This is a genomic window from Paenibacillus sp. FSL E2-0177 (genome assembly GCF_037992975.1).
GTDB classification, from domain to species: domain Bacteria; phylum Bacillota; class Bacilli; order Paenibacillales; family Paenibacillaceae; genus Paenibacillus_AQ; species Paenibacillus_AQ odorifer.
Genome location: NZ_CP150307.1, coordinates 6,655,898 through 6,679,357, shown reverse-complemented (window position 1 = coordinate 6,679,357; position 23,460 = coordinate 6,655,898). Strand labels below are relative to the sequence as shown.

General features: G+C 46.2%; 19 protein-coding genes. 9 read left to right on the top strand and 10 right to left on the bottom strand.

Translation table 11 applies throughout. The features are described from left to right. Window positions 1-150: 150 nt before the first annotated feature. The 3 genes from MHI25_RS29700 to MHI25_RS29690 form a co-directional block, all read right to left on the bottom strand. Window positions 151-843, bottom strand: coding sequence for a response regulator transcription factor (locus MHI25_RS29700; protein ID WP_340033791.1), 693 nt, complete (start codon window positions 841-843; stop codon window positions 151-153). 16 nt (window positions 844-859) lie between these two features. Then, entirely contained in the window at window positions 860-2,533 is a 1,674-nt protein-coding gene (locus MHI25_RS29695) for a GAF domain-containing sensor histidine kinase (protein ID WP_340394726.1), read from the bottom strand. A 152-nt stretch (window positions 2,534-2,685) separates the two neighbouring features. Then, window positions 2,686-4,077: an MATE family efflux transporter gene (locus tag MHI25_RS29690; RefSeq protein WP_076124068.1), complete on the bottom strand. Its 1,392-nt coding sequence runs from the start codon at window positions 4,075-4,077 to the stop codon at window positions 2,686-2,688. A 263-nt stretch (window positions 4,078-4,340) separates the two neighbouring features. Between MHI25_RS29690 and hxlA the strand changes: the two genes are divergently transcribed. The 3 genes from hxlA to MHI25_RS29675 all read left to right on the top strand — a co-directional run bounded on the left by hxlA (window position 4,341) and on the right by MHI25_RS29675 (window position 5,991). Then, entirely contained in the window at window positions 4,341-4,973 is a 633-nt protein-coding gene (gene hxlA / locus MHI25_RS29685; RefSeq protein WP_036682127.1) for a 3-hexulose-6-phosphate synthase, read from the top strand. A 7-nt stretch (window positions 4,974-4,980) separates the two neighbouring features. Then, window positions 4,981-5,529, top strand: a complete 549-nt coding sequence (gene hxlB, locus MHI25_RS29680) for a 6-phospho-3-hexuloisomerase (protein ID WP_076191679.1) — start codon at window positions 4,981-4,983, stop codon at window positions 5,527-5,529. Between the two features lie 84 nt (window positions 5,530-5,613). Then, on the top strand, window positions 5,614-5,991 hold the full coding sequence (locus tag MHI25_RS29675) for a helix-turn-helix domain-containing protein (RefSeq protein ID WP_036682121.1): 378 nt from the start codon (window positions 5,614-5,616) through the stop codon (window positions 5,989-5,991). 95 nt (window positions 5,992-6,086) lie between these two features. On the opposite strand, the gene pepT is transcribed toward MHI25_RS29675, so the two are convergent. The 4 genes from pepT to MHI25_RS29655 all read right to left on the bottom strand — a co-directional run bounded on the left by pepT (window position 6,087) and on the right by MHI25_RS29655 (window position 10,672). Further along, window positions 6,087-7,319 carry a peptidase T gene (gene pepT / locus MHI25_RS29670; RefSeq protein WP_076181937.1) on the bottom strand — a complete coding sequence of 411 codons (1,233 nt, stop codon included), beginning with the start codon at window positions 7,317-7,319 and terminating at the stop codon, window positions 6,087-6,089. 95 nt (window positions 7,320-7,414) lie between these two features. Beyond that, the gene (locus MHI25_RS29665) at window positions 7,415-8,068 is read right to left on the bottom strand and encodes a sortase (protein ID WP_340394725.1); all 654 of its coding nucleotides are present in this window, start codon (window positions 8,066-8,068) and stop codon (window positions 7,415-7,417) included. Between the two features lie 36 nt (window positions 8,069-8,104). Continuing rightward, complete coding sequence (locus MHI25_RS29660; protein ID WP_340394724.1) at window positions 8,105-9,181, bottom strand: hypothetical protein; 1,077 nt, start codon at window positions 9,179-9,181, stop codon at window positions 8,105-8,107. Window positions 9,182-9,658: 477 nt separating this feature from the next. Next, window positions 9,659-10,672, bottom strand: coding sequence for an LLM class flavin-dependent oxidoreductase (locus MHI25_RS29655; RefSeq protein ID WP_081383185.1), 1,014 nt, complete (start codon window positions 10,670-10,672; stop codon window positions 9,659-9,661). Window positions 10,673-10,930: 258 nt separating this feature from the next. Between MHI25_RS29655 and MHI25_RS29650 the strand changes: the two genes are divergently transcribed. From MHI25_RS29650 to pgmB, 5 genes are all read left to right on the top strand, one after another. Continuing rightward, window positions 10,931-11,935, top strand: coding sequence for a LacI family DNA-binding transcriptional regulator (locus MHI25_RS29650; protein WP_036682112.1), 1,005 nt, complete (start codon window positions 10,931-10,933; stop codon window positions 11,933-11,935). A gap of 335 nt (window positions 11,936-12,270) precedes the next feature. Further along, window positions 12,271-13,692 carry an ABC transporter substrate-binding protein gene (locus tag MHI25_RS29645; protein WP_076181946.1) on the top strand — a complete coding sequence of 474 codons (1,422 nt, stop codon included), beginning with the start codon at window positions 12,271-12,273 and terminating at the stop codon, window positions 13,690-13,692. 173 nt (window positions 13,693-13,865) lie between these two features. Further along, the gene (locus MHI25_RS29640; RefSeq protein WP_340395718.1) at window positions 13,866-14,954 is read left to right on the top strand and encodes a sugar ABC transporter permease; all 1,089 of its coding nucleotides are present in this window, start codon (window positions 13,866-13,868) and stop codon (window positions 14,952-14,954) included. Beyond that, window positions 14,954-16,045 (top strand): carbohydrate ABC transporter permease, encoded by a 1,092-nt coding sequence (locus MHI25_RS29635; protein ID WP_248548939.1) that lies wholly within the window; start codon window positions 14,954-14,956, stop codon window positions 16,043-16,045. Before MHI25_RS29640 ends, MHI25_RS29635 begins: the two co-directional genes overlap by 1 nt. A 46-nt stretch (window positions 16,046-16,091) precedes the next feature. Beyond that, the gene (gene pgmB / locus MHI25_RS29630) at window positions 16,092-19,097 is read left to right on the top strand and encodes a beta-phosphoglucomutase (protein ID WP_340394723.1); all 3,006 of its coding nucleotides are present in this window, start codon (window positions 16,092-16,094) and stop codon (window positions 19,095-19,097) included. Window positions 19,098-19,148: 51 nt separating this feature from the next. On the opposite strand, the gene MHI25_RS29625 is transcribed toward pgmB, so the two are convergent. The 3 genes from MHI25_RS29625 to MHI25_RS29615 are packed head-to-tail and all read right to left on the bottom strand — an operon-like array spanning window position 19,149 to window position 22,501. Continuing rightward, window positions 19,149-20,540 carry an aldehyde dehydrogenase gene (locus MHI25_RS29625; RefSeq protein ID WP_340394722.1) on the bottom strand — a complete coding sequence of 464 codons (1,392 nt, stop codon included), beginning with the start codon at window positions 20,538-20,540 and terminating at the stop codon, window positions 19,149-19,151. 42 nt (window positions 20,541-20,582) lie between these two features. Next, window positions 20,583-21,557 carry an aldo/keto reductase gene (locus MHI25_RS29620; protein WP_076191692.1) on the bottom strand — a complete coding sequence of 325 codons (975 nt, stop codon included), beginning with the start codon at window positions 21,555-21,557 and terminating at the stop codon, window positions 20,583-20,585. Between the two features lie 35 nt (window positions 21,558-21,592). Continuing rightward, window positions 21,593-22,501, bottom strand: a complete 909-nt coding sequence (locus MHI25_RS29615; protein WP_305953540.1) for a LysR family transcriptional regulator — start codon at window positions 22,499-22,501, stop codon at window positions 21,593-21,595. Between the two features lie 61 nt (window positions 22,502-22,562). On the opposite strand from MHI25_RS29615, the gene MHI25_RS29610 reads away from it, so the two are divergent. Beyond that, window positions 22,563-23,453 carry a DMT family transporter gene (locus MHI25_RS29610; RefSeq protein WP_340395717.1) on the top strand — a complete coding sequence of 297 codons (891 nt, stop codon included), beginning with the start codon at window positions 22,563-22,565 and terminating at the stop codon, window positions 23,451-23,453. Window positions 23,454-23,460 lie beyond the last annotated feature (7 nt).

The following is a 23,460-nucleotide window of genomic DNA, read 5'->3' as shown; positions in this document are numbered from 1 at the left end:
TATCCACTCCTATGTGAGGTCAATTGCTATAAACCAATGATAGTTGAATCGGCCTCTGTTAACATCAGCACATGGAATGAACATACATAATAAAAACGCTCAGCCATTGTGCTGAGCGTCTAAGGCTAAAGTTGTAGAGGAGTTTTGATTCTAGGCGTTATAGCCGCCTTTCAATGCGAAAATGGCAGCCTGAGTCCGATCCGCTAAGTTTAGCTTTCCGAGAACGTGGCTGACATGGGTCTTAACGGTTTTTTCGGTGATGACCAGCTTGCTGGCAATCTCTTTGTTACTCATACCGAGCGCAATCAGGTCTAATACTTCTTGCTCGCGTGGGGTAAGAAGCTCTAATCCGTTGATCGCAGCAGGTGTTGTGTTTGGGTCATTCGGATCGGAAGTATTAAGTTCCAATTGCTCTAGTGTAGAAGTCGCCATTAGATTCATCAGTTGGCTGGCAGCCTCGGAATGTAGCTCCACTTGACCGTTATGTACCTTGCGGATCGCAACTACCAGCGCTTCTGGTTCTATATCTTTAAGCAAATAGCCTTTGATTCCTACGCGGATAGCCGGGAGTACATGATCCTGATCCGAAAAGGAGGTCAATACAATGACCTTGACCTGCGGGTGGGAGATCCTCAGCGCTTGAGCGGTCTCAATGCCGTCCATAATGGGCATATGCAAATCCATTAATATGACATCCGGGTTCAATTCAGCTGTTCTTTCCAGTGCCTCGCGGCCGTTGGAGGCCTCTCCAATAACCTTGATATCGGGTTGTGTGGAGAGAAATACTTGCAGCCCACGGCGTACCATTGCATGGTCGTCTACTAATAATAAGTTTATCGTCATTTATGATCACCCGACTTCATGTAGATTGGATGGGCAGAGGTATGGTTGCCTCAACCGTTGTGCCTTGATTTTCCACACTGTGGATATGAATACGACCGGTGAGAGCTTCTGCTCTTTCCTTCATAATATGCAGTCCAAGAGATTCATTAGTGTCTGTGTTAGAACGCCGTTTGGCCCCGCCTTTACCTTGGTCGGCAACGCTCAGTACCACCTCGGCTGCATTCAGATGCAGAGATACCTCCGCTTTAGAGGTTCCGGAATGCTTTCGTACATTATTGAGCGCTTCTTGGCCAATGCGCCACAGCCCTTCCTCCACGTTACGGGGAAGTTCGTGAACACCACTCCGTTGCGTCTGTATCAGCAGCCCTAGCTGCTGGCCATGAGCCTGCAGCGCAGTCAATAAACCGGCTTCCAGTCCGGCAGGCCGAAGCTGCATAATTAATGCACGCATTTCTTTGAGTGCAGACTGGGATAAAGCTTGAATATCGCGGACAGCCTCAGTAGCAGGATGGGAGATATGCTCCTGCTTCAGCATACTTTCCACGCCTTTGGCGGTCATTGAGAGGGAGAAGAGGATCTGGTTCACGGAGTCGTGCAGGTCACGGGCCAGACGATTCCGCTCATCAAGACGCGCAATTTCGCGGCGTTTCTCTCCAAGCTGAGCACTTTCCAATGTAGCGGAAATATGCTCAGCGACAGCCTCAAGCACCTCTCCATCCGCAGTTGCGGAAGCTAGTGCTTTGGGTGAGGTGATCAGTAGAATTCCTGCACCTTGTGCGGCAATCTGCCGAAAGGGCACAGCGAGCATCACGACACGCTCCGCGACAGGTTGTTCAGAACAGCAGGACTTCGTAATTTCCTGCTCTTCATCAGGGGTTAATGTCGCAAAGCGTTGTCCTTTTGTGATATCTCCTAGACGTACTTTAAAAGAATCCGAGAGCTCGAAGGGAGCTATTTCAGGCGTTATATTAGCCGCATAGGCAGCATGGACTTCGAATTGCCCTTCATATTGCCCGATAATCGCTGCAAAGGGCCAATCGAAATAGTCGCCAATCAGGGCGGCGCTTTTCTCGATCAGAATACTGGGCGAGATACATTGGTTGGCGGTTAGATTTAAAGCTGCGCTGAATTCGCCTAATTTGGCGTACAGATTCGCGCGGCGCTGCTCGGTGCTATATAACTGCATCCGTTCTATAGCACTGCCAATTTGCAAAGCCACGGATTGCAGCAAAGCCAGCTCGCTGTCGGCGTAATGTGCTTTGCCTGGTGCGGCCACATTCATAAGTCCCAAGTAACGCTCACCTGAATGCAGCGGGACGGTGGCGTGGTGGGTGATGCCCAGCGTGTCGCCCCAGTTATACTGCCTGGCGTTACTCAGCCGCTTGCAGCTTAGAATGTTAACGGCATGCTCGAGCCGACCGTCCCATAGGCGGCTTAGGCACCAGCAGCTTCCGCACTGCATTGGTTGTTTATTGTCGCGCTGTAGTGCAGGTGGCAGGCCTCGATCAGCGGCACACTCATATTCCATGTATTCTTCGCTCAGGAAGATCCAGCCTGCAGTGTTTCCGGTTAACTCAAGTAGCTTGCCCATGACTGTGTCGAGCATGGGTCTGAGCTCATTGGAACTGTTTAAAGTCTCCGCAATCGTTTTGAGCGTCAGTAACTCATGGATTCCGGTTTCCTCCGGCATGAAGTTCTCTCCTTTAGCCTTGTGAATTATGTTCTATCTATTGTAACGTAGAATGGTTCCTTCATTCTCAAATTTTATGTAATGTTGGCGTAAATAAATAGAAGGTTCCTTAAGATCTGATATGACCTTAAAGAACCCTCTGTATATACATATTAATTTACAGCTGCAGGAGTAGCGGAAGGTGTACAGTGTTCTGGAGCTTCGTGTTCGATAAGTCCATGTTTCTCCCAAGCTCGGCTCTTCCAGCGGAAATACATAATGACGGCTCTTACCCACTCATCGACCGCAGTAGCAATCCACACGCCGGCTAACCCGAGATCAAGTTGGAACACCAGGAAATAACCAAGAGGTAAGCTCATGCAGACCATGGAGATCAGTCCCATATATACAGGGAATTTGGCATCGCCCGAGGCGCGTAAAGAGTTAATGATAACCAGATTGGTTGTGCGCCCGGTTTCCAGGAAGAAGCTAAGCAATATGACCTGCGCCCCCATCCTAATGATGTTCTCATTGTCTGTGAAAAGCCCGAATAGCGGTACCCGGAAGAAAATCACCACAGCATCTATTATTACGGTAACCAGCAACGCCCACTTTACACTGGTGAATACACGCTTATAGGCTTCATCAGGTCGTCTAGCTCCCACGAGATGTCCTACAACGATGGAAGTTCCCATAGAGACAGCTACACTGAATAAATAAATATAATTGGAAATATTAAGCGCGTACTGGCGGGTAGCCATAGCTTCAGCGCCTAAATAAGTAATATACAGTGTGAATACAAGCTGGCACGACTGATAAGTGATGGATTCAAAAGCGGACGGGATGCCGATTTTGAGAATTTGCAGCACGTATTTTTTAGAAAGATGAATGTAATAGGTTACTTTCACCCGTACCTCCATCACTCTGTAGAGCAGCAGGAAGAATAGGATCAGGCAGATAAAGCGACTCATCACTGTTGAGATAGCCGCACCCTCCACACCTAACGCCGGAAGTCCGAAATGACCATAAATGAGCAGGTAGTTGCCCACCACGTGAATGATATTCATCAGCAAGGATACGACCATCGTCTGTTTGGTGAAACCGTGAGTACGGATAGTAGTCGCCAGAGCATTAATTAATGCTTGCAGAAAAATACCGCCCCCAACAATATTCATATAGGCTTTGGCGTAAATGAGGATATCCCCTTTTACATTCAGCGCAGTCAGTAGCGACCCTCCGAATATCAGCAAAAACGTACTTAGGAGAATGCCGACTAACAGGTTTAGGGTAATGGCATTGCCGGTCACTTGAGCGGCTTCCAGAGGTTTTTTGGAACCGAGATATTGGGAGACCACAATAGCTGCGCCGTTACCAATTACACTGAGGACTAAAATTGCTATCGCAATGATCTGATTCGCTGCGCCGACACCAGACACGGCATCGTCCGACACTGAACTGATCATAAAAGTATCCACACTGCCCATGAGCATAAAGAGGAATAGCTCGAGGAAAATCGGCCAGGTCAGTTTGACCAGGTTGAATTCCTGGTGATTATTTTGCTTCATTGTGCACCTTCTTATATTATGATGTACTTCCTAAAATTTCATAAACAAACTGTAATATTAGCACAGCTTTCATGGAAATGCAGTATTTTTACAGAAAAATGACAAAACGTTTTTAATTTAAGTCGAAAAGAGCCCTTTAACCGCACATTAGTATCCTCCAGGTAACTACATCACAATAAAGTGCCTACTTCCCTAAAGGGATGTAAGGAACTACAATTTGTACATGACTTACTAAAATATATTAATAAGGAGTGCAAATAAATATGAAATTACAATTAGCGTTAGATTTAGTGGACATTGCGGGAGCGAAAGAGGTTGTCTCAAAAGTTGCCGAATTTATAGATATCGTTGAAATTGGAACACCTATCGTTATAAATGAAGGGTTACATGCAGTGAAGGCAATCAAAGAGGCTTTTCCAGCTTTGACTGTGTTGGCGGATTTGAAAATCATGGACGCAGGTGGATATGAAGTGATGAAGGCTGTGGAAGCGGGCGCGGATATCGTTACTGTACTTGGTGTTTCTGATGATTCTACCATTAGAGGTGCAGTGGAGGAAGCGAAGAAAACCAATAAAGAGATTCTAGTTGATCTGATTAATGTGAAGGATATCCAAACAAGAGCGGCTGAAGTAGACGCACTTGGCGTAGACTATATCTGTGTACACTCTGGATATGACCATCAAGCGGAAGGTAAAAATTCTTTTGCAGATTTAAATGCGATTAAGAGTGTGGTTAAGCAGGCCAAAACAGCTATCGCTGGAGGGATCAAGCTAAGCACACTTCCAGAAGTGATCGCCGCGAACCCTGATCTTGTCATCGTTGGCGGAGGCATCACAGGTGAAGCGGATCAAAAGGCTGCCGCAGCAGAAATGAAACGTCTAGTTAGTCAGGCTTAAGATTACAATGAAATATGCGCAGCAAATTATAGAGGAGCTCCAGCGCTCCATATCTCAGCTTGATGAAGAAGAGACTGAGCGAATGGCTGAGCTGCTGCTTCAGTCCAACAAGATCTTCGTGGCTGGAGCGGGCAGATCTGGATTGATGGGACGGGCCTTTGCTATGCGGTTAATGCATGTTGGTAAAGAGGCTTACGTTGTAGGCGAAACGGTGACTCCGGGGATTGAACAGGGGGATGTGTTAGTCCTCGGTTCCGGTTCCGGTGAGACAAAAGGGTTGATCTCTATGGCTGAGAAAGCCAAAGGGGTAGGCGCAGAAGTTGTTGCCGTTACCATTGCGCCGGATTCGACGGTTGGACGTTTAGCGGGCTACACAGTGAAGCTGCCGGGATCTCCAAAAGATCCGGCCAGTGGAAGCTACAGCACGATCCAGCCGATGGCTTCTTTATTCGAACAGACGATGTTGGTCTTTTATGATGCTATTATTCTGCGAATGATGGAGAAGACGGGGCAGACGAATCAGCAAATGTTCGGCAAGCATGCTAATTTAGAGTGAACGTACAGAAACGAATGCCTTCCAATGAGGAGGTTATTCGTTTTTGTGTTAGTATGATAACAGGAGAGAGGAGGCGCTTTAGGTATGGCAACCGAGATTAAAGATCGCATAAACTTGAAGGAAATTAACTGTGAGAAGGAATTGACGCTTGCGGTGATCGGAGGGAAATGGAAGCTGATTATCCTCTGGCATCTAGGGCTTGAAGGGACAAAGCGATTCAGCGAGCTGAAGAAGCTAATTCCTCATATCACGCAAAAAATGTTGACCAATCAGCTTCGCGAGCTCGAAGAGGACCAGCTGGTTCTAAGAAAAGTGTACGCTGAGGTTCCGCCAAAAGTAGAGTATTCCCTGACATCATATGGCCAAAGTCTGCTTCCCGTCCTTCGATTGATGTATGATTGGGGTAAAAATTACGGAGAAAACGTGATCTGGAAGGACACGCCGCCGGAAGAAAGATGCTAATCGAATAGCCTATGAACATTAATGATCCCTGAGAGGTCTGGATCGGCCTCTACAGGGATTTTTTGGTGTTTTAAAGGAGTGATGCGGATAATGCTTTAGGCTTTCTGTTCGAATAGCTTAGCAATCTCCACGATAACATTTACCGCTTTTACCATATTGTCCGCAGACGCATATTCGAATTTGCCATGGAAATTCTCGCCTCCGGTGAAAATATTAGGTGTCGGCAAGCCCATGTAGGAAAGCTGCGAGCCATCTGTACCTCCGCGAATCGGGCGGATGATCGGTGTGATGTTAAGGTTCTCCATCGCCTCATGGGCAATATCGACGATATGACGCACTGGCTCGATTTTTTCACGCATATTGTAATATTGGTCCTTCATTTCAAGCACGATGTTCTCTTCACCATGGATGCTTTTGAATTCTTCTACGACAGCTGAGAGATATGCTTTACGTGCCTCGAATTTCTCACGGTCGAAGTCGCGGATGATATATTGCAGCTTGCTGAATTCAGGTGTGCCTTCTATAGAGCTTAGGTGATAAAAGCCTTCATAACCGTCTGTATATTCGGGCGCTTCCTCAGCAGGGAGTCTGAGATGAAGTGCCATGGCGATTTTGGCGGAATGAATCATCTTTCCTTTTGCAGTCCCAGGGTGAACATTAACGCCGTAGACTGAGATTTTGGCAGACGCAGCATTAAAGCTTTCATACTCTAATTCTCCGAGTGGACCTCCGTCTACAGTGTAAGCATAGGAAGCATTAAAAGCGGCTACGTCAAATTTATGAGGCCCGCGGCCGATTTCTTCGTCTGGTGTGAAGGCAACTCTAATCTTGCCGTGTTTGATTTCTGGATGTTGAATGAGGTAATGCATGGCGGTCATAATCTCAGCAATACCGGCTTTATTATCTGCGCCAAGCAGGGTCGTGCCATCGGTTGTAATTAAGGTGTGGCCTTTGTATTCCGCCAGCTCCGGAAAGCTCGCTGTGGATAATACAACATTCAGCTCTTTATTCAAAAGAATATCTTGACCATCATAGTTCTCGATAATCTGTGGCTTCACATTCGTTCCGGTAAAATCAGTCGCTGTATCCAAATGGGCTAAAAAACCAATGGTCGGAACATCCTTGTCCGTATTCGCAGGGAGTGTCGCCATAACATAGCCATGCTCGTCCACCTGGACTTCCTCCATGCCGATTTCCTTTAGCTCTTCAACCAGCTTGTGGGCCAGAACCATCTGTCCCGGAGTGGATGGGCAAGTCTCATTATCTTCATTCGACTGGGTATCCATTTGTGCATACGAAATAAACCGTTCTACAACCTCTTTCTTCACCTTGGGTCATCTCCTCTTTACTATTGTATATATATAGTATCACTTTCCATATAAGGTCTCATCCCTGAGGAAGAAGATTGAGGTAATATTTAAGTTTAATGCGGCAATATATCTTGTTTCACTAACTTCGCTGAAAGTAAATAACGGTCCGGTGCAGATCCCACATATGAAAAGGGATAACAGGTAATCAATGTAAGGATGGCCTTATCACTTGGCTTTATAGCGCCACGTTCGTCCCCGTCAACAATTGTGCTGCCTGTTACTTCATAGGTAAAAGTCCCATCGGTACTTTCCAGCTCGATAAGATCTCCAGCGACGAGTTCTCCCAGATTACGGAACACTGTATCGCGGTGGCCTGCGAGCACACTGTTGCCGGTGGCACCGATAGCTGCGCTGCCTTTATAATGTCCGGCTCCCTTTTTTAGCTCGGGGCTTTCCGTGCCTTCTAGCACTGCGATCTTTTTGTTTAATTTGGGGAAACGAATCTCTCCTATGATTTCACCTTCTGAATAGGAATGAGCGGGGTGCGGCTGTTCCCTGGCTGAACTGATCATTCCCATGGGAAGAGGGATTTCTTCGGCAGAAAGGGGGCGGGGAACAGCTTCCTCCCTCTTTTTTGTCCAATCATTTAAAGCCTGTTTAGCTTCGAGCGGTGCTTTGACCACTTGTACAACCGAGTAAATCAACACAACTAAAGAGAGTATGAAGATTAGCTTCACGGCTAGCAAGACACCATTACGCTTCTTCATACTCTCTCACCTCCAGACTTATGCTGCAAAATGTGGTTATTTCTTCGATTTCAATCTGCGCATGATAATCACGCTGAGTACCGCAATGGCTAAGCTGGCAAGAATCAAGTTATACCAAGGCTCAGCGGTATTTGGAAGCTTGTTGCCAACCTCTGGTGCTCCCAGTGGAAGCTCATCATCAGGCAGGGCGATTTCATTGCTTGGCTGCGGTGTTGCACTGGTAGTTTGGCTGCCGGCACTTGGTGATGCTGTCGGCTCATTATCGCCTCCACCCAGTGGGATCGGCGCTTCAGTGACACTAATTTCATCTACTACTGGTGAAGCTGTAGGTATTGGCGATGGTGTTGGCGTCGTTGATTGCCCTGGTGTGGCAGCTGCTGTTGCCGTTGGCGAAGTAGCCGTCGGTGTATTCGTAGGTGCCGCAGTTGGTGAAGCGGTAGTCGTCGGCGGATCTGTAGGTGTCGTGGTTGGTGAAGCTGTTGCGGTCGGCGAAGCTTCAGGTGTAGCTGTAGCTGTAGCCGTGGCAGTAGGTGTCGTAGTTGGCGCTACAGTAGGTGTAGCAGTCGCTGTAGGTGATGGCTCCGGTGTAGGCTGAGCTGTGGCCGTCGCTGTCGGTGAAGGACTAGGTTGAGCGGATGGCTCCGGTCCTCCAGAAGCGGAGAACTCAAAGGCTACAGTGGTGGTTTTCCCTTGATATTCGTTCCCTGCTTCCCACGGGAAAATTACATCCATTTGGATTACACTTTGTTCTCCCCCGGCAAGTGAACCGATGGCAACTCTTCCGGCAGCCTCACTCATCACCCCTGAATAGATGATTACTCCCTCTTTTTCGAGTGTCATTTGGAGAATATCGTATAATTCTGCGTCTCCAGAGATGAATTTGAAGTCCACATAGTAATTAAAGCCCTCACTACCTGCGTTAATAATTGTGTATTCTGAGTTCGTTTCATCACCAGGCTGCATATTGTTCATGGTGGCTGTGCTTGTCGTATGCGAATTCACCGTAAGCTTAATGGTATCTTGCGCACTAACTCCGCCAGCATGCCAGATGACTCCTGCTAGAATAGTCAGGATATAGGCAGCTATGAAAGCCGAGCGATATTTCTTCTTCACTTTACTCGCTCCTTTCTCCTGAACCCCATATTAAATTTTGTAGACATCATTTGCGGGCTTCCGGCAAATTCTTCTCTTCTAATCGGATTTTCCATCAAACATTGTCGAAATAAGTAGTATCTCACAGAACCACTTTCTTGTGCGTATATAGGAATCTCCGTGAAAGTGGAAGGAGAGGGTAGAGATATACCGCCAATTCGTTCGTTATAGCGAATAACTAAAGTATAATCAAAATAATATCTAAACAAAAATGGGATATTAGAAGGAAATCCATCATATTTGATCAAATATAAATTATATTAATGGTTTTACACCAGTTCTCTCTATTTAACTCTTTATTTTTATGTAATTCATTGTTTTTATTGTGTTTTATTGAGAACGATTATGAATGCAAAATAAAAAGGCAAGACATACATCTGGGATAGGGCTCAAACCCCGATACCAGACCTATCGTCTTGCCTTAATTATGATGATAAATTAGATTTCCTTCATAGCGTCGGCTACAATCTCATAAGAGCGTAGACGAGCGTTAGGATCATAAATTCCACCAGAAACAATCAATTCATCGGCCTGTGTCTCTTGCAGGATTTCTTGAAGCCGTTCTTTAATTGCTGCTTTATCACCAGCGAAAGAGTAACGCTGTTTCTCAAGCATGGCTGCTTTTTCTTGCATCGTCCATAGCCCCTCCATACTATCAACCGGTGGTTGTAACTTCCCCGTACGTCCGCGGATGATATTAAGGAATTGCTGCTGCTGCGAGGTAGCCAGTCGTCTTGCCTCATTCACGGTATCGGCTGCTGTAATGCCAACTCCGACCATTACATAAGGTTTGTCGAGTGCTGCTGAAGGACGGAAATTACTATGATAGATGTGTAAAGCTTGTAGTAAATATTCTGGTGCGAAATGGCTGGCGAAAGCAAAAGGTAAACCTAGCTTCCCTGCCAGCTGAGCACTAAAACCGCTGGAGCCTAGCAGCCAGATGGGGATATTCAAGCCTTCACCAGGAACAGCACGAACCCCAGCCGGTCGTGATCCTGCACCTGCAGGATCGAAGTAGGCTCTGAGCTCACTTAACTGCTCGGGGAAGTCACTGCCATCGCTTCCGAGACCACGGCGTAGCGCACGGGAAGCCGGTTGATCGGATCCTGGGGCTCTGCCCAGTCCTAAATCAATCCGTCCTGGATATAGGGATTCGAGGGTCCCGAATTGTTCCGCAATGACAAGTGGTGCGTGGTTGGACAACATGATGCCTCCAGAGCCTACGCGTATGCTTTTTGTGCCGCCAGCAATGTGGCCAATTAAGAGTGAGGTAGCAGAACTGGCAACACCAATCATGTTGTGATGCTCAGCAAACCAATACCGGTGATAGCCCCATGCCTCAGCATGTTGAGCTAAAGCTAAAGAGTTATGAAAAGAGTCTGCCGCTGTGCCACCCTCCACAATAGAGGCTAAGTCCAGTACGGAGAATCGAATATCGCGCTGTTGCTTCAATGTAATCCCTCCTATAATAAACGCTCAGATAGTCTAGAGCAGTATTTGTAGCTGCGAATATTGCTACTCGCCTAGTATACCATGTAATAAAACTATATACACACTTTAAGTAAGTTATACGCACTTTGTAATGATTAGATAAGGAATAAGTATGTCTTTAAAAGAAAATGTAAGCGCTTTAAAATATCTGTTGTTATTTCTTAACGGGCTTGCTATAATCACATCGAAAAGTTACCTGAAAAAAAGGAAGTTATCGTTATGAAGCCAACCATAAGAGATGTTGCCAGAATGGCGGAGGTGTCGATCAGCACCGTATCGCGGGTTATGAATGCACCGAATACGGTCGTAGAGAGCAAACGGAATCGAGTGATGGAGGCTGTAGAACGTTTGCAATATCAACCAAATGCGTTTGCACGCGGCCTGATCTACAAGAAGTCTTTTACACTGGGCCTGCTGATTCCGGATATTGAGAACCTGTATTTCGCAGGGGTTATTCGGGGAATGCAGGATGCATGCATCAAGCTCGGATACAGTTTAATGATCTGCAATACGGACCGCGACAAAGAACGGATGCTGTCTTACATCGATAACTTTCATGAGAAGCAGGTGGATGGGATCGTGTTCGCCAGTGATGTCCTTTATCCTGAGACACATGACAAATTAGTCGGTTGTAGAATTCCTTTTGTGTTGGTATCCTCGCATTCTGATGAGTACGACATTCCATCTGTGGAGGTGGATGATGAACAGGCGGCTTACGATGCGGTAAAGTTTCTGATTGATTTAGGGCATAAGGACATTGGCATGATTGGTTTTAACCATGATAACTCCGTATCTGGCCCGCCTCGTTATGAAGGTTTTGTAAGGGCATTAACAGAGTTTGGACTACAGCAGAATATTGTGAAGAGCAAATATGCCAATCACAGGTTCGAACACGCTTATCAAGCTGCGCATGAGTTGTTTACTGATTATCCCGAGCTGACCGCCGTTTTCTGTGTTGCTGACGAATTTGCAATGGGGACGATTTCTTATCTGAAGGATCGTAATATTCTAGTTCCGGGTCAGGTATCTGTGATTGGATTTGATAATTTGCGGATGTCGAGTATGTTCATTCCAAAGCTGACCACGATTGCGCAGCCGATTTATGAGTTAGGGTATCGTGCGGCGGAGATGCTGCATGAATTGCTCACAACAGGTGGTGTCCAGGTATTGAATGAAAAGATGGAGCATAAGCTGATTGTGCGGGAATCCACGCGGGAAAAATAAAGGCTCTTTATTTTTGTGACCTTCTTCTGAAAAGCTTTTCAGAGCCATGTATCGGTCTTAATTAAAATTTAAATGTTAGGATAGAAAATAGTATGAATTCTTATGAAAAACATCTCATTTTCCGATTGGAAACGGTTACTAATTATGATAATATAAAAAATGTAAGCGCTATTATTAAATTACATTTGTGATGGAGTTTGATTTTAGGATATTTACCTGTCTTCTGAAAAGCTTTGCAAGGAGGTGATCTGCTACAAGCTGCTAATACATGCCAGGGTGCCCGGATGATTGAATAAGATGTTATCTCTATAACCATTAAAGGGGATGTACAAAAGATGAAGAAGATCTCAGGACGTAAAAAGTCGTTGGCTTTAGTACTGTGTTTATCCTTCACAATGACGCTGAGCGCATGCGGCGGAGGCAACAATAATGCGGCGCCTACAGATCCACCGGCGGCAACAGTCAGCCCAACAGCAGATAACACCGAGAAAGCGACAAATACACCTAGTGCTGAACCTTCGGGTTCCCCGTTAGATTTAGCGATGAAAGGTGAATATAAAGGGACTAAAGTAACCATGTTTGGACCCTTCGTAGATGCTGACCAAGTGAAATTTGAGAGCAGCATTAAAGAATTTGAAGAGAAGACAGGGATCGATATTCAATACGAGGGCTCCAAGGAGTTCGAAGCAACAATAAATATTCGGGTGGACGGCGGAAATGCTCCTGATATCGCTGACTTCCCGCAGCCGGGATTGCTGGCATCGATTGCTAAGACGGGCAAGGTTATCGATTTGACCGGTGTGCTGGATCAAGACAAATTGACGGCTAATTACAACAAGAGCTGGCTCGATATGTCTACGATGGACGGAAAAGACGGGAAGATCATGGCGGGGATTTGGAACCGCAGTAATGTAAAGAGCTTGGTATGGTATCCAAAGAAACAATTTGATGATGCAGGTTACAAGGTTCCTGAAACTTGGGATGAGCTGATGGCACTCACTGAACAAATTGCCAAGGATGGCGATCCTGCCTGGGCTATTGGCATTGAGAGTGGTGCTGCAACGGGTTGGCCAGCAACAGACTGGGTCGAAAATATAATGCTTCGTACGACTACGCCTGAGAACTACGATAAGTGGGTAAAAGGTGAACTGCCATTTACTTCACCAGAAGTAAAAAATGCTGTTGAAATCATGTCTAAAATTTGGCTTAACAAGGATTATGTTTACGGTGGTGCTAAGTCTATCGTGACGACATCCTTCGGGGATGCCCCAGCGCCAATGTTCACTGATCCGCCTAAAGCCTGGTTTAATATGCTCGGTAACTTTATTACAAGCTTCTTCCCTGAAACGGCAAAGGTTGATCAGGATTATGATTGGTTCTACTTGCCGCCAATTGATGCGCAATATGGTAAACCAGTGCTGGTTGCAGGTGATATTTACGCTATGTTCAACGATCGTCCAGAGGTTCGTGCAGTCATGGAATTCTTCACCACGGGAGAGTCGATTAAGAGCTGGGTACAATCTGGCGGCGTAATTGCTCCTATGAATGATGCTTCCCTTGATTGGTATACCTCTGAATCTGATCGCCGGATGGCGAAGTTGGTTCAAGATGCTTCCACACTGCGTTTTGATGGCTCTGATTTGATGCCAGGTAAAGTGGGTGCAGGCACCTTCTGGAAAGGGATGACCGACTATGTGAGCGGTACAGCGACACTGGATCAAGCCTTGGAACAAATCCAGTCCGGCTGGAACAACTAACCTAATATTTAAAGCGCACAGTAAAAAGAGGGGCAGTGAGAAAAGAGGATTGTCTGCCCCTCTTTTTGTTTTCTAACTAGTGAGTTCGATGCTTATGATAAGAGTTTTGCTCCGCAAAACTTATAGGAGGAGCTGGAGCTAATATGGGTGCACAATCACAGCCACAGCCACAAATGCCAACACAACCACAAGCTAGACCAACCGTCAGCCTGAAGTCGGTAATGCTGTCCCTAGTTGTGTTGTTAGCGAATATTGTTGTTAACGGCGCAATCTTTTTATTCTTCCGGGATTCCACATTAAATCCGCTGCTAACAGCGGTTCTGGCTGTCCTCTGGGGAGTTCTAGGTGTTTATCTGATTTACTATACGCTGACGTGGGCGGTTGAGCAGTACCCGGATCATATCCGGCGTAAGGTGCTGCCTTATATCTTTATTGGTCCGGCAGTGATTATTCTGGGCTGGTTACTGGTCCTGCCTGCACTGCGAACATTATATTTGAGCTTTTTTAATGCTTCTTCAGAAAAATTTGTGGGTCTGAGCAATTATGCAGCGATCTTTAGCGATCATCTGATGGCAACGGCATTGCGTAACAATTTACTTTGGGTATTCGTTGGCACGCTTGCTTGTGTAGCATTCGGGCTCTTAATTGCTATTCTTGCCGATCGCAGCAGCTATGAGAAAATCGCCAAATCGATCATCTTTATGCCGATGGCTATTTCCTTTGTAGCGGCAGGAGTCATTTGGAAATTCGTATATTACTATCAACCGGGTGACGAACAAATCGGGCTGTTGAACGCAATTGTTACTTATTTTGGGGGAGAACCCCAAGCCTGGACGAGTATGCTTCAGCCATGGAATAACTTTTTCCTCATTATCATTTTGATCTGGATGCAGACGGGATTTGCAATGGTGATTTTCTCGGCAGCAATCAAAGGGGTTCCTGACGACATTTTGGAAGCTGCACGAGTGGATGGAGCAAATGAGGTGAAGATTTTCTTTGGAATCATGATTCCATATATTTCATCAACCATTCTGACAGTGACAACGACCATTATCGTCTTTACGTTGAAAATATTTGACGTCGTCATGGTGATGACAGGAGGTCAATACGATACAGAGGTTGTTGCTACACAGTTCTACCGGCAATTCTTTATGTACCGTAATTTCGGCTACGGCTCCACGCTGGCTATTGTTCTACTGATCGCGGTGCTGCCTGTAATCATAATCAATCTACGTCAGTTCCGTAAGCAGGGGGGATTCTAATGGCTGGCAAAAAGAAGAGAAAAGGCGGCAAAACGGTTGTAAATATCGTGTTGGGTGTGATCTGTTTTATTTGGCTGCTTCCGACTCTTGGGCTATTTATTTCCTCCTTCCGTCCGGCTGCTGACATTCTGCAGACTGGATGGTGGAAAGCTTTTCCTCATCAGGAGTGGAAGGCTGGAGAGACGATTCAGCTATCCAAGGATGTGGATCTTCGGGAGCCAATTGAGGTGAACGGTAAAACTTATACAGATGATGAGTTGAAGGCTGGCGTGAAGGCTGATGGCAGCCGGCTTATGTGGGAGAATCGAAGAGCACGTACCGTAAATGAACAGATACAAGGTTGGAAGATGACACCGGATCTCACGCTGGATAACTATAATAATGTGCTTTCCGGTAAGGAATACAAGCTGAAACAGGCTGATGGTAGTGAAACGGTGCAAAAAGGCTCCGGATTGTCACAGGCCTTCTGGAATACGCTAACGATTGCTGTTCCAGCAACAGTTATTCCGGTGCTGATCGCTTCTTTTGCTGCATATGCTTTTGCCTGGCTGCGGTTTCCTGGGCGCAGAATCCTTTTTGTGATCATTATTGCAATGCTCGTCATTCCGATACAGGTTGCGCTTATTCCAGTGCTTAAGGATTATACCGCACTTGGGCTAAACGGAAGTTATCTGGGAATTTGGCTGGCGCATACGGCTTTTGGATTACCGCTGGTTACGTACTTTATGTACAACTTTATCAGTCAATTGCCGAAGGATTTGTTCGAATCGGCTTTCATGGATGGGGCAAGTCATTTCACTATATTCAGCAGGCTAATTCTGCCTCTATCAGTGCCAGCACTGGCTTCTATCGGAATCTTCCAATTCCTGTGGGTGTGGAATGACTATTTAGTCTCATTGATTTTTATCGGCAATCAACCGTCTGTGCAAGTTATGTCGATGAAAATTGCCGATTTAGTTGGCTCACGAGGCAACGATTGGCATTTACTTACTTCGGCTGCATTTATCTCTATGCTGATGCCGCTCGCTATTTTTTTCCTGCTGCAAAAGTATTTCGTCAGAGGGCTTATGGGTGGGTCGGTGAAAGGTTAATGATTTAGAACCCGAATGAAACTGTGATCAGGGGGAGCTTAGAGAGATGAAGATGAAACCATACGTACATCCGGCGGCGGTATATCCTTACCGGGAGTGGAGTCTTGATGAGGAAGCTTATAGTGAAGAGAACAATCAAAGAAGCGAGAGTATTTTTGCTCTTGGCAATGGATATATTGGTATGCGCGGTAATTTCGAAGAAGGTTACCACGGCAGCTCAGGCTCGTCTGTAACAGGCAATTATTTGAATGGTTTTTTTGATTCGGAGCCCATTGTATATCCAGAAGGAGCGTACGGATATCCATCCCGCAATCAAGCGATGCTGAACGTAACAGATGCCAAGATTATTGAACTGAGTATTGAAGGGCAGACCTTTCAGTTAAACAGTGGGCAAGTGCATCATTATGAACGAAAGCTGGATATGCGAAGCGGGGTTCTGCATCGGCAGGTAGATTGGGAATCTCCAGCTGGTCACCGGGTACAGCTTCATATCCGGCGGATGGTGACTTTGCAGCACAAACATCTGGCGGCGATAGATTATGAGGTTAAAGCGCTGAATTTCAGCGGAGTGCTTACCTTCACTTCATCCATCGACGGCAAGATCCAAAGACCTAAGGTAACGGATGATCCCAGATTGGGCTCGGGAGGCAAGGAGCCCAGTCTGCTCCTGGAGGATACCGGTCATGAACCGGGACAGTCCTTCTTATGGATGAAGCAGCGGACGCGGCATACCCGGTTTGCCCTATTAACAGGGGTAAGTCATAAGCTCGATTCAAGATCTGAGGATAAAAGGACCGTGCAGCATGAGGGGCAGAAATTATCCATGCAGTTTGTCGTCCCGGTGGAGCGTGGGGAAAGCGTCTCACTAACCAAATATATCTCTTACCATACCTCTAAAGATTATCCAGAAGACGAACTACTTAGTAGAAGTACTGAAATATTACACTTAGCAGACCATAGCGGGTTTGAAACGCTTGCCCAGGAACAGCAGGCTTATCTGGAACGATACTGGGCACATACGGATGTGGAGATTCATGGTGATCTTGCGCTTCAGCAGGGCATTCGCTTTAATGCTTTTCAACTGCTTCAATCCGTAGGCCGTGATGGGGTTACGAATATTGGAGCCAAGGGATTAACGGGTGAAGGATACGAAGGGCACTATTTCTGGGATACCGAGATGTATATGCTGCCCTTCTTTACGTTCACACAGCCGGAGATTAGCCGAAAGCTGCTCGAATTTCGTTATGCCACGTTAGACAAAGCAAGGGAGCGTGCAGCGGTAATGTCGCAGAAGGGAGCCTTGTTCCCTTGGAGGACTATAGACGGGGCAGAGAACTCTGCGTATTTCCCGGCAGGCACGGCGCAAATGCATATTAATGCGGATATTGCGTATGCCATCAAGCAGTATGTACTGGCTACCGGAGATTATGATTTTTTGGTTACGAAGGGAGCGGAAATTTTATTCGAAACTTCCCGCTTTTGGTTGGACTTGGGGTACTTTAATCCGGCTAGGGGCGGTGTCTTTTGTATTGATGCAGTAACCGGTCCTGATGAATATACAGCTATCGTCAACAATAATGCATACACCAACTTTATGGTACAGGATCAGCTTTATTATGCACACGAGATGGCAGGGATATTGTCTAAGCAGTATCCTGAGCATTTTGAACGCCTGAAACAAAAAATCGGTCTGACTGAGCATGAGACATTAGTGTGGCTGGAAGCGGCGGACAAAATGTTTATCCCCTTTGATGAGGGACTTGGCATTTATGCTCAAGACGACACGTTTCTCTCCAAGAAAAAATGGGATTTCGAGCATACACCAGCTGACAAATATCCGCTGCTGCTTAACTACCATCCGCTGGTAATTTACCGGCATCAGGTGTTGAAACAGGCGGACTTGGTAATGGCGATGTTTCTGCTGGGTGACCAATTCAGCTTGGCGGATAAGATCCGGAATTATAATTATTATGAGCCGCTGACGACGCATGATTCTTCATTGTCACCGTGCATCCACAGTATAATCTCTGCTGAGATTGGTGATTTGACGGGAGCCTATTCCTATTTTGACCGCACGGTACGGATGGACTTGGATGATATCAACCGCAACGTAAAGGATGGACTGCACACTGCTGCTATGGCAGGCTCCTGGCTGTCGATTGTGAATGGTTTTGGTGGCATGCGCTTATGCGGCGGGATGTTATCATTTAATCCTAGTGTGCCAGCGCAGTGGGAGAGCTATCGGTTTAAAATAACATGCGCTGGACAGCTATTGGATATTTTTGTGAGTGATACAGAAGTGATCTATACGCTGCTGGAGGGCGAAGAGCTTGAGATTATGCATAAGGGAAACCTTATACAGTTGTCTGCACAGAAGCCGCTGAGGCTTTCGAATGTGAAGCAGCTTGAAGCTGTTATTTTCGAGCTGGACGGGATAATTACTGACACTGGAGAGTATCATTATGAGGCTTGGAAGGATCTGGCGGATGAACTTGCGCTTTCTTTTGATCGAGAGAAGCATAAGAGTCTTAAGGGCCTAAGTCGAATGGAATCTTTAGAAGTCATTCTGGAGAGTAGTGGACTGAATTTGCCGCAACCGGTAAAGGGAATGCTCTGCAACAAAAAGAACGAGAAGTATAGACAGCTGGTTCAGCAAATGACGCCTGCTGAGCTGTATCCGGGTATCCACAGCGTGTTGTCCGATTTGCAGCAAAGAGGGATTGCTATCGGACTGGCTTCAGTGAATGAGAATGCGCTGCTGATTCTCGAACGCTTGCAGATCGGGCATTGGTTTCAGGCGGTGGCTGACCCTGGCAACTTGCGTAGAAGCAAGCCAGATCCAGAGATTCACTTGCAGGTTGCGGAGATGCTGGGCATATCCCCAGACTGCTGTGTGGCGATTGAGGATACCGAGGAAGGAATAGCCGCAATTAATGCTGCTGGTATGAGGTCAGTGGGAGCTGGAGTGGCGCTCGTAACCGGGACCGCGGATCTATGTCTGGCTTCCACCGCAGAGATAAGTGTTGAGAAATTGTTAGAGCTGTTTGCGTAGTTACCCTGATAAGCAGCAAACCTCCCGATCATGGGAGGTTTGCTGCTTTGTTTATTTCATTATTTTTCGAACCAGCTTCACTTTATTGCCATAAGGAGGATATACGATTCCGAGGTCGATCCGTGTGCCTCGCTTGACGATGCTTTTACGATGGGAGAAGACCTCAAAGCTATACTTCCCGTGATAACCCCCGATTCCAGAGTTTCCTACTCCACCAAACGGAAGATAAGTGCTCGCCACATGTGAGATCGTATCATTGATACACCCTCCCCCGAATGAGACTCGGGACAGCACCTGTTGTTCTACACTCTTATCCTCCGTAAATAGGTATAGTGCCAGTGGCTTTGGATGTTCATTAATGCTCTGAATGGCCTCATCCAATTGATGATATTCCAATATTGGGAGGATCGGACCGAAGATCTCATCTTCCATAGCAGCATCCGTCCAAGTGGCAGGATAGATTAAAGTAGGCTCAATATAACGTTCTTCTGGCACGATGGTGCCGCCCATAATCACCTTGCTCTGATCACGCGCAATGAGGTCGGCAAGTCTTTGCAGCTGGCGATCATTCACGATCCGGCCGTAATCTGTATTAGGCTGTGCATCCTGACCGTAGAACTCAGTGATGTGATGTTTGATTTTGGTGATCAATTCTTTGGCAATATCCTTGTGGACCCATAGATAATCCGGTGCGATACAGGTTTGGCCCGCGTTCAGCAGCTTGCCCCAGACAATCCGTTTCGCTGCAACATCAAGATTAGCGGTCTTATCAACAATAACCGGACTTTTCCCGCCAAGCTCCAAGGTTACAGGCACTAAATTTTTCGCTGCCGCTTCCATTACGATTTTGCCGACAGGCACACTGCCCGTAAAGAAAATATAATCAAACTTGGCGTGGATCAGCAAATTAGTGGTCTCTTTTTCCCCTTGAATTACGCGGATATACTGCGGCTCGAAGGTCTCCTGAATAAGCTGCTCAACCACGGACGAGATGGCAGGTGTGCTCTCAGATGGCTTGAGGACAGCGCAGTTACCAGCGGCAATGGCGCCGATCAGGGGCTCAATTAGCAACTGAAATGGATAATTAAACGGGCCAATAATGAGCGTTGTGCCGTAAGGCTCACTTAAAATATAACTTTTTGCAGGAAATAAGTGCAGCGGCGATCGAACCTTTACAGGCTTCGCCCAACGCTTAAGATGTTTCATCATGTAGCCGATACTGTCCAGCGTAAAGCCGATTTCTGTGGCATAGGCTTCGAACTCACCTTTTCCTAAATCCTGTTGTAGTGCGGTGATGATACGTCCTTCGTATTGTTTAATAATATTCTTAAGCTTGAGCAGCTGCTGGAGACGAAAAGAAACCTCCTTAGTTACGCCGCTATTAAAAAAATTCTTATGCTCTTCAAGCATTCCTTGAATGCTGTCAGCTGTATAGGTTGTCATTAATCTTTCCTCCATCCTTGTAAGAAGTTAGAGCATACGACTCTATGGGAGCCGGTAAAAAGCGAACGGCTCGCGATAACGGAAGGAATCACTGGCTTCATCCAGCTTGGCCGAAGTTTCTTCATTAAGTACAAGTGAGGTACTAAGCAAATTTTGTTCCAGCTGTTCCACACGCGTAGCCCCGACAATAACCGTCGAGACGGCAGGCCGATTCATAAGCCAAGCTAAGGAGAGCGCGGTAGATGAGGTTTCCATTTCCTCAGCAATTTGACTCACTTGGCTTCCGAGCTTGATCCGGTCAGCATCAAGGAATCTTTTGAAATTAGGATCGGTATCTGCTCTGGACCCCGATGGCGCTGAGTCGCTTGTATTATATTTGCCTGTGAGAATCCCACCAGCTAGTGGAAAGTATGGAATGATCCCTACACCTTGATCCAGGCAGAGCGAAAGGAGCTCATTCTCCGGTGTCCGGTCTGCTAAGGAGTAGCTGCACTGAATTGAAGTGTACTTGGTGAAGTTGCGTGCTTCACTAATCCCAATCGCCTTCATTAATTGCCATGCTGTATAGTTGGAGGCCCCGATATAACGGACTTTCCCCGAGGATACCATATCGTCCAAGGTTCGTAAGGTTTCTTCAAGCGGCGTATAGGGATCAAAGGTATGAATCTGGTATAGATCGATATAGTCCGTCTTAAGGCGGCGAAGGCTATCTTCAAGCTCCTGCAGCAAATGGCGACGGGAGGAGCCGCTACCGTTAGGACCCTCATTTTTGACTAAACCTGCTTTAGTTGCGAGAACAGCCTCATGTCTCCTACCTTCCAAGGCCAGACCGATGATTCGCTCGGATTCTGAGCCAGCGTAAATATTAGCAGTGTCTATGAAATTAATTCCCTGATCAAGCGCAGCATGTACAATCTGAATGGAGGTCTCTTGATCCGCACGTTTGCCGAAAGCGTTCGTTCCCAGTCCTAATGCGGATACCTGTAATCCGCTATTTCCTAGTCTTTTAAAGTTCATCCTCAGCACTCCTTATCATCTATTAATTAATCCATTTATTTTTGAGTGAAAAGATCCAGCGCTGTCTCAATGAAGAGCTTTACAGCAATTGAAGTGTCGGCAAGCGAGCTGACCGCAATTTGGATATCTCTATAAGCATCCGGCTGCAGCTCACGGGTAACCACATTTGGAGGCAGAGATAACAAGGACAGTTCAGACATCACGCCGATCGCCAGTCCCTCCTGAACCATATTAAGAGCTGTTGCAAAGTTATTAACCACATATTTTACATTCAGATGGCTATTACTTCTGCGGAATAGCTCTACAACAGGCGGTTCATATCCTGCTTTGCAAATCAACATGGGCTCGTTCGCTAATTCCTGCACACATACAATGGATCGCTTTTGCAGGGGATGGTCATCTCTAAAAACGGCAAACAATTTCTCTCTATATAATGGAATGGTTTCGAATTCTGCACTGGGAGCGAGCAATAAGCCAACATCAATTTCTTTTGAATCCAGCCATTCTCTGACTTCAGCGATAGAACCCTCCTGTAAGCTAATTGTAATATTTGGATATCTTTTAGTAATAGAGCTAATAATCTTCGGTAGAAAATGAGCCGCTGCCACAGGGAAAGCTCCAATGCGGATACTTCCTTTTTCAAGACCTCTCTCCGCGTAAATCTCCTGATTGACCTTATCAAAGCCCATTAGAATTTCACGGAAAATAACAAGAATACGTTTGCCGATATCCGTAAGCATCAGGCCATTACGCCGGTCTCGAAGCAAGAGCTTCACGTCTAATTCGGCTTCGAGGGACGAGATCGCCCGGCTGACCGCAGGCTGTGTCATATTCAGTTCTACACCAGCTTTAGTAAAGCTGCCGCTTTCGGCGATTTTGACGAATAAACGAATTTGAGTATTGTTCATAACAAATATGATATGCCCCTTATGATTATTATTCATTTCATTTATGCTCTTGTTTATTGTATCATTTGTGATGAATCTACACCAAGGAAGTGAACAAATGAATCAGCAGAAGAAAAGTATAATCCTTCTTATTTTTTTGGTGATTGTATGGGGCATTAATTGGCCTATATCCAAAATCGCCTTAGACTATGCTCCACCTCTATTATTTGCAGGTATTCGAACCGTCGTAGGCGGTATTATTCTGATTCTAATTGCACTGCCCAAGGTGAAGGAGCTTCGCTTCAAGCAGCTCTGGCCGATCTATCTGATCTCGGCGGTACTTAGTATTGTGTTCTATTATGGATTTCAGACAATTGGCTTGCAGTATGTTCCGGCGGGATTGTTCTCATCGATTGTATTTTTGCAGCCTGTATTGTTAGGTATTTTTTCTTGGCTGTGGTTAGGTGAGAGCATGTACGGGCTTAAAATGGCTGGTTTGCTGCTTGGTTTTCTCGGGGTAGCCTCTCTTAGTATCAGCGGAATTAATGGGAGTATCTCCATATGGGGAATTGTGTTGGCTCTAGCCAGTGCCCTAAGCTGGGCATTAGGGACAATATATATGAAACGGAATGCTGTACGTGTGGATATGCTGTGGATGACGGCTATGCAAATCACGATCGGTGGCATCATTCTGCTACTTTCGGGATCAGCTACGGAGAAATGGTCGGATATCACCTGGAGTGGAACCTTTATTGTGGATACCTTGTTTATCGCAATCTTTGTTATTGCTCTGGGCTGGCTAATTTATTTCAAGCTGATTAACGAAGGAGAAGCAGGAAAAGTAGGTTCATTCACCTTCTTGATCCCCCTGATCTCGATAGCAACCAGCGTAGTTTTTTTGAAAGAGCAGATTACCATAAACCTTGTGATCGGATTATTGCTGATTGTCGGCAGTATTGTACTGGTAAATGTGAAGATAGGGCGTGCTGCCAAACAATCAGTCAGTTAAATTTGTT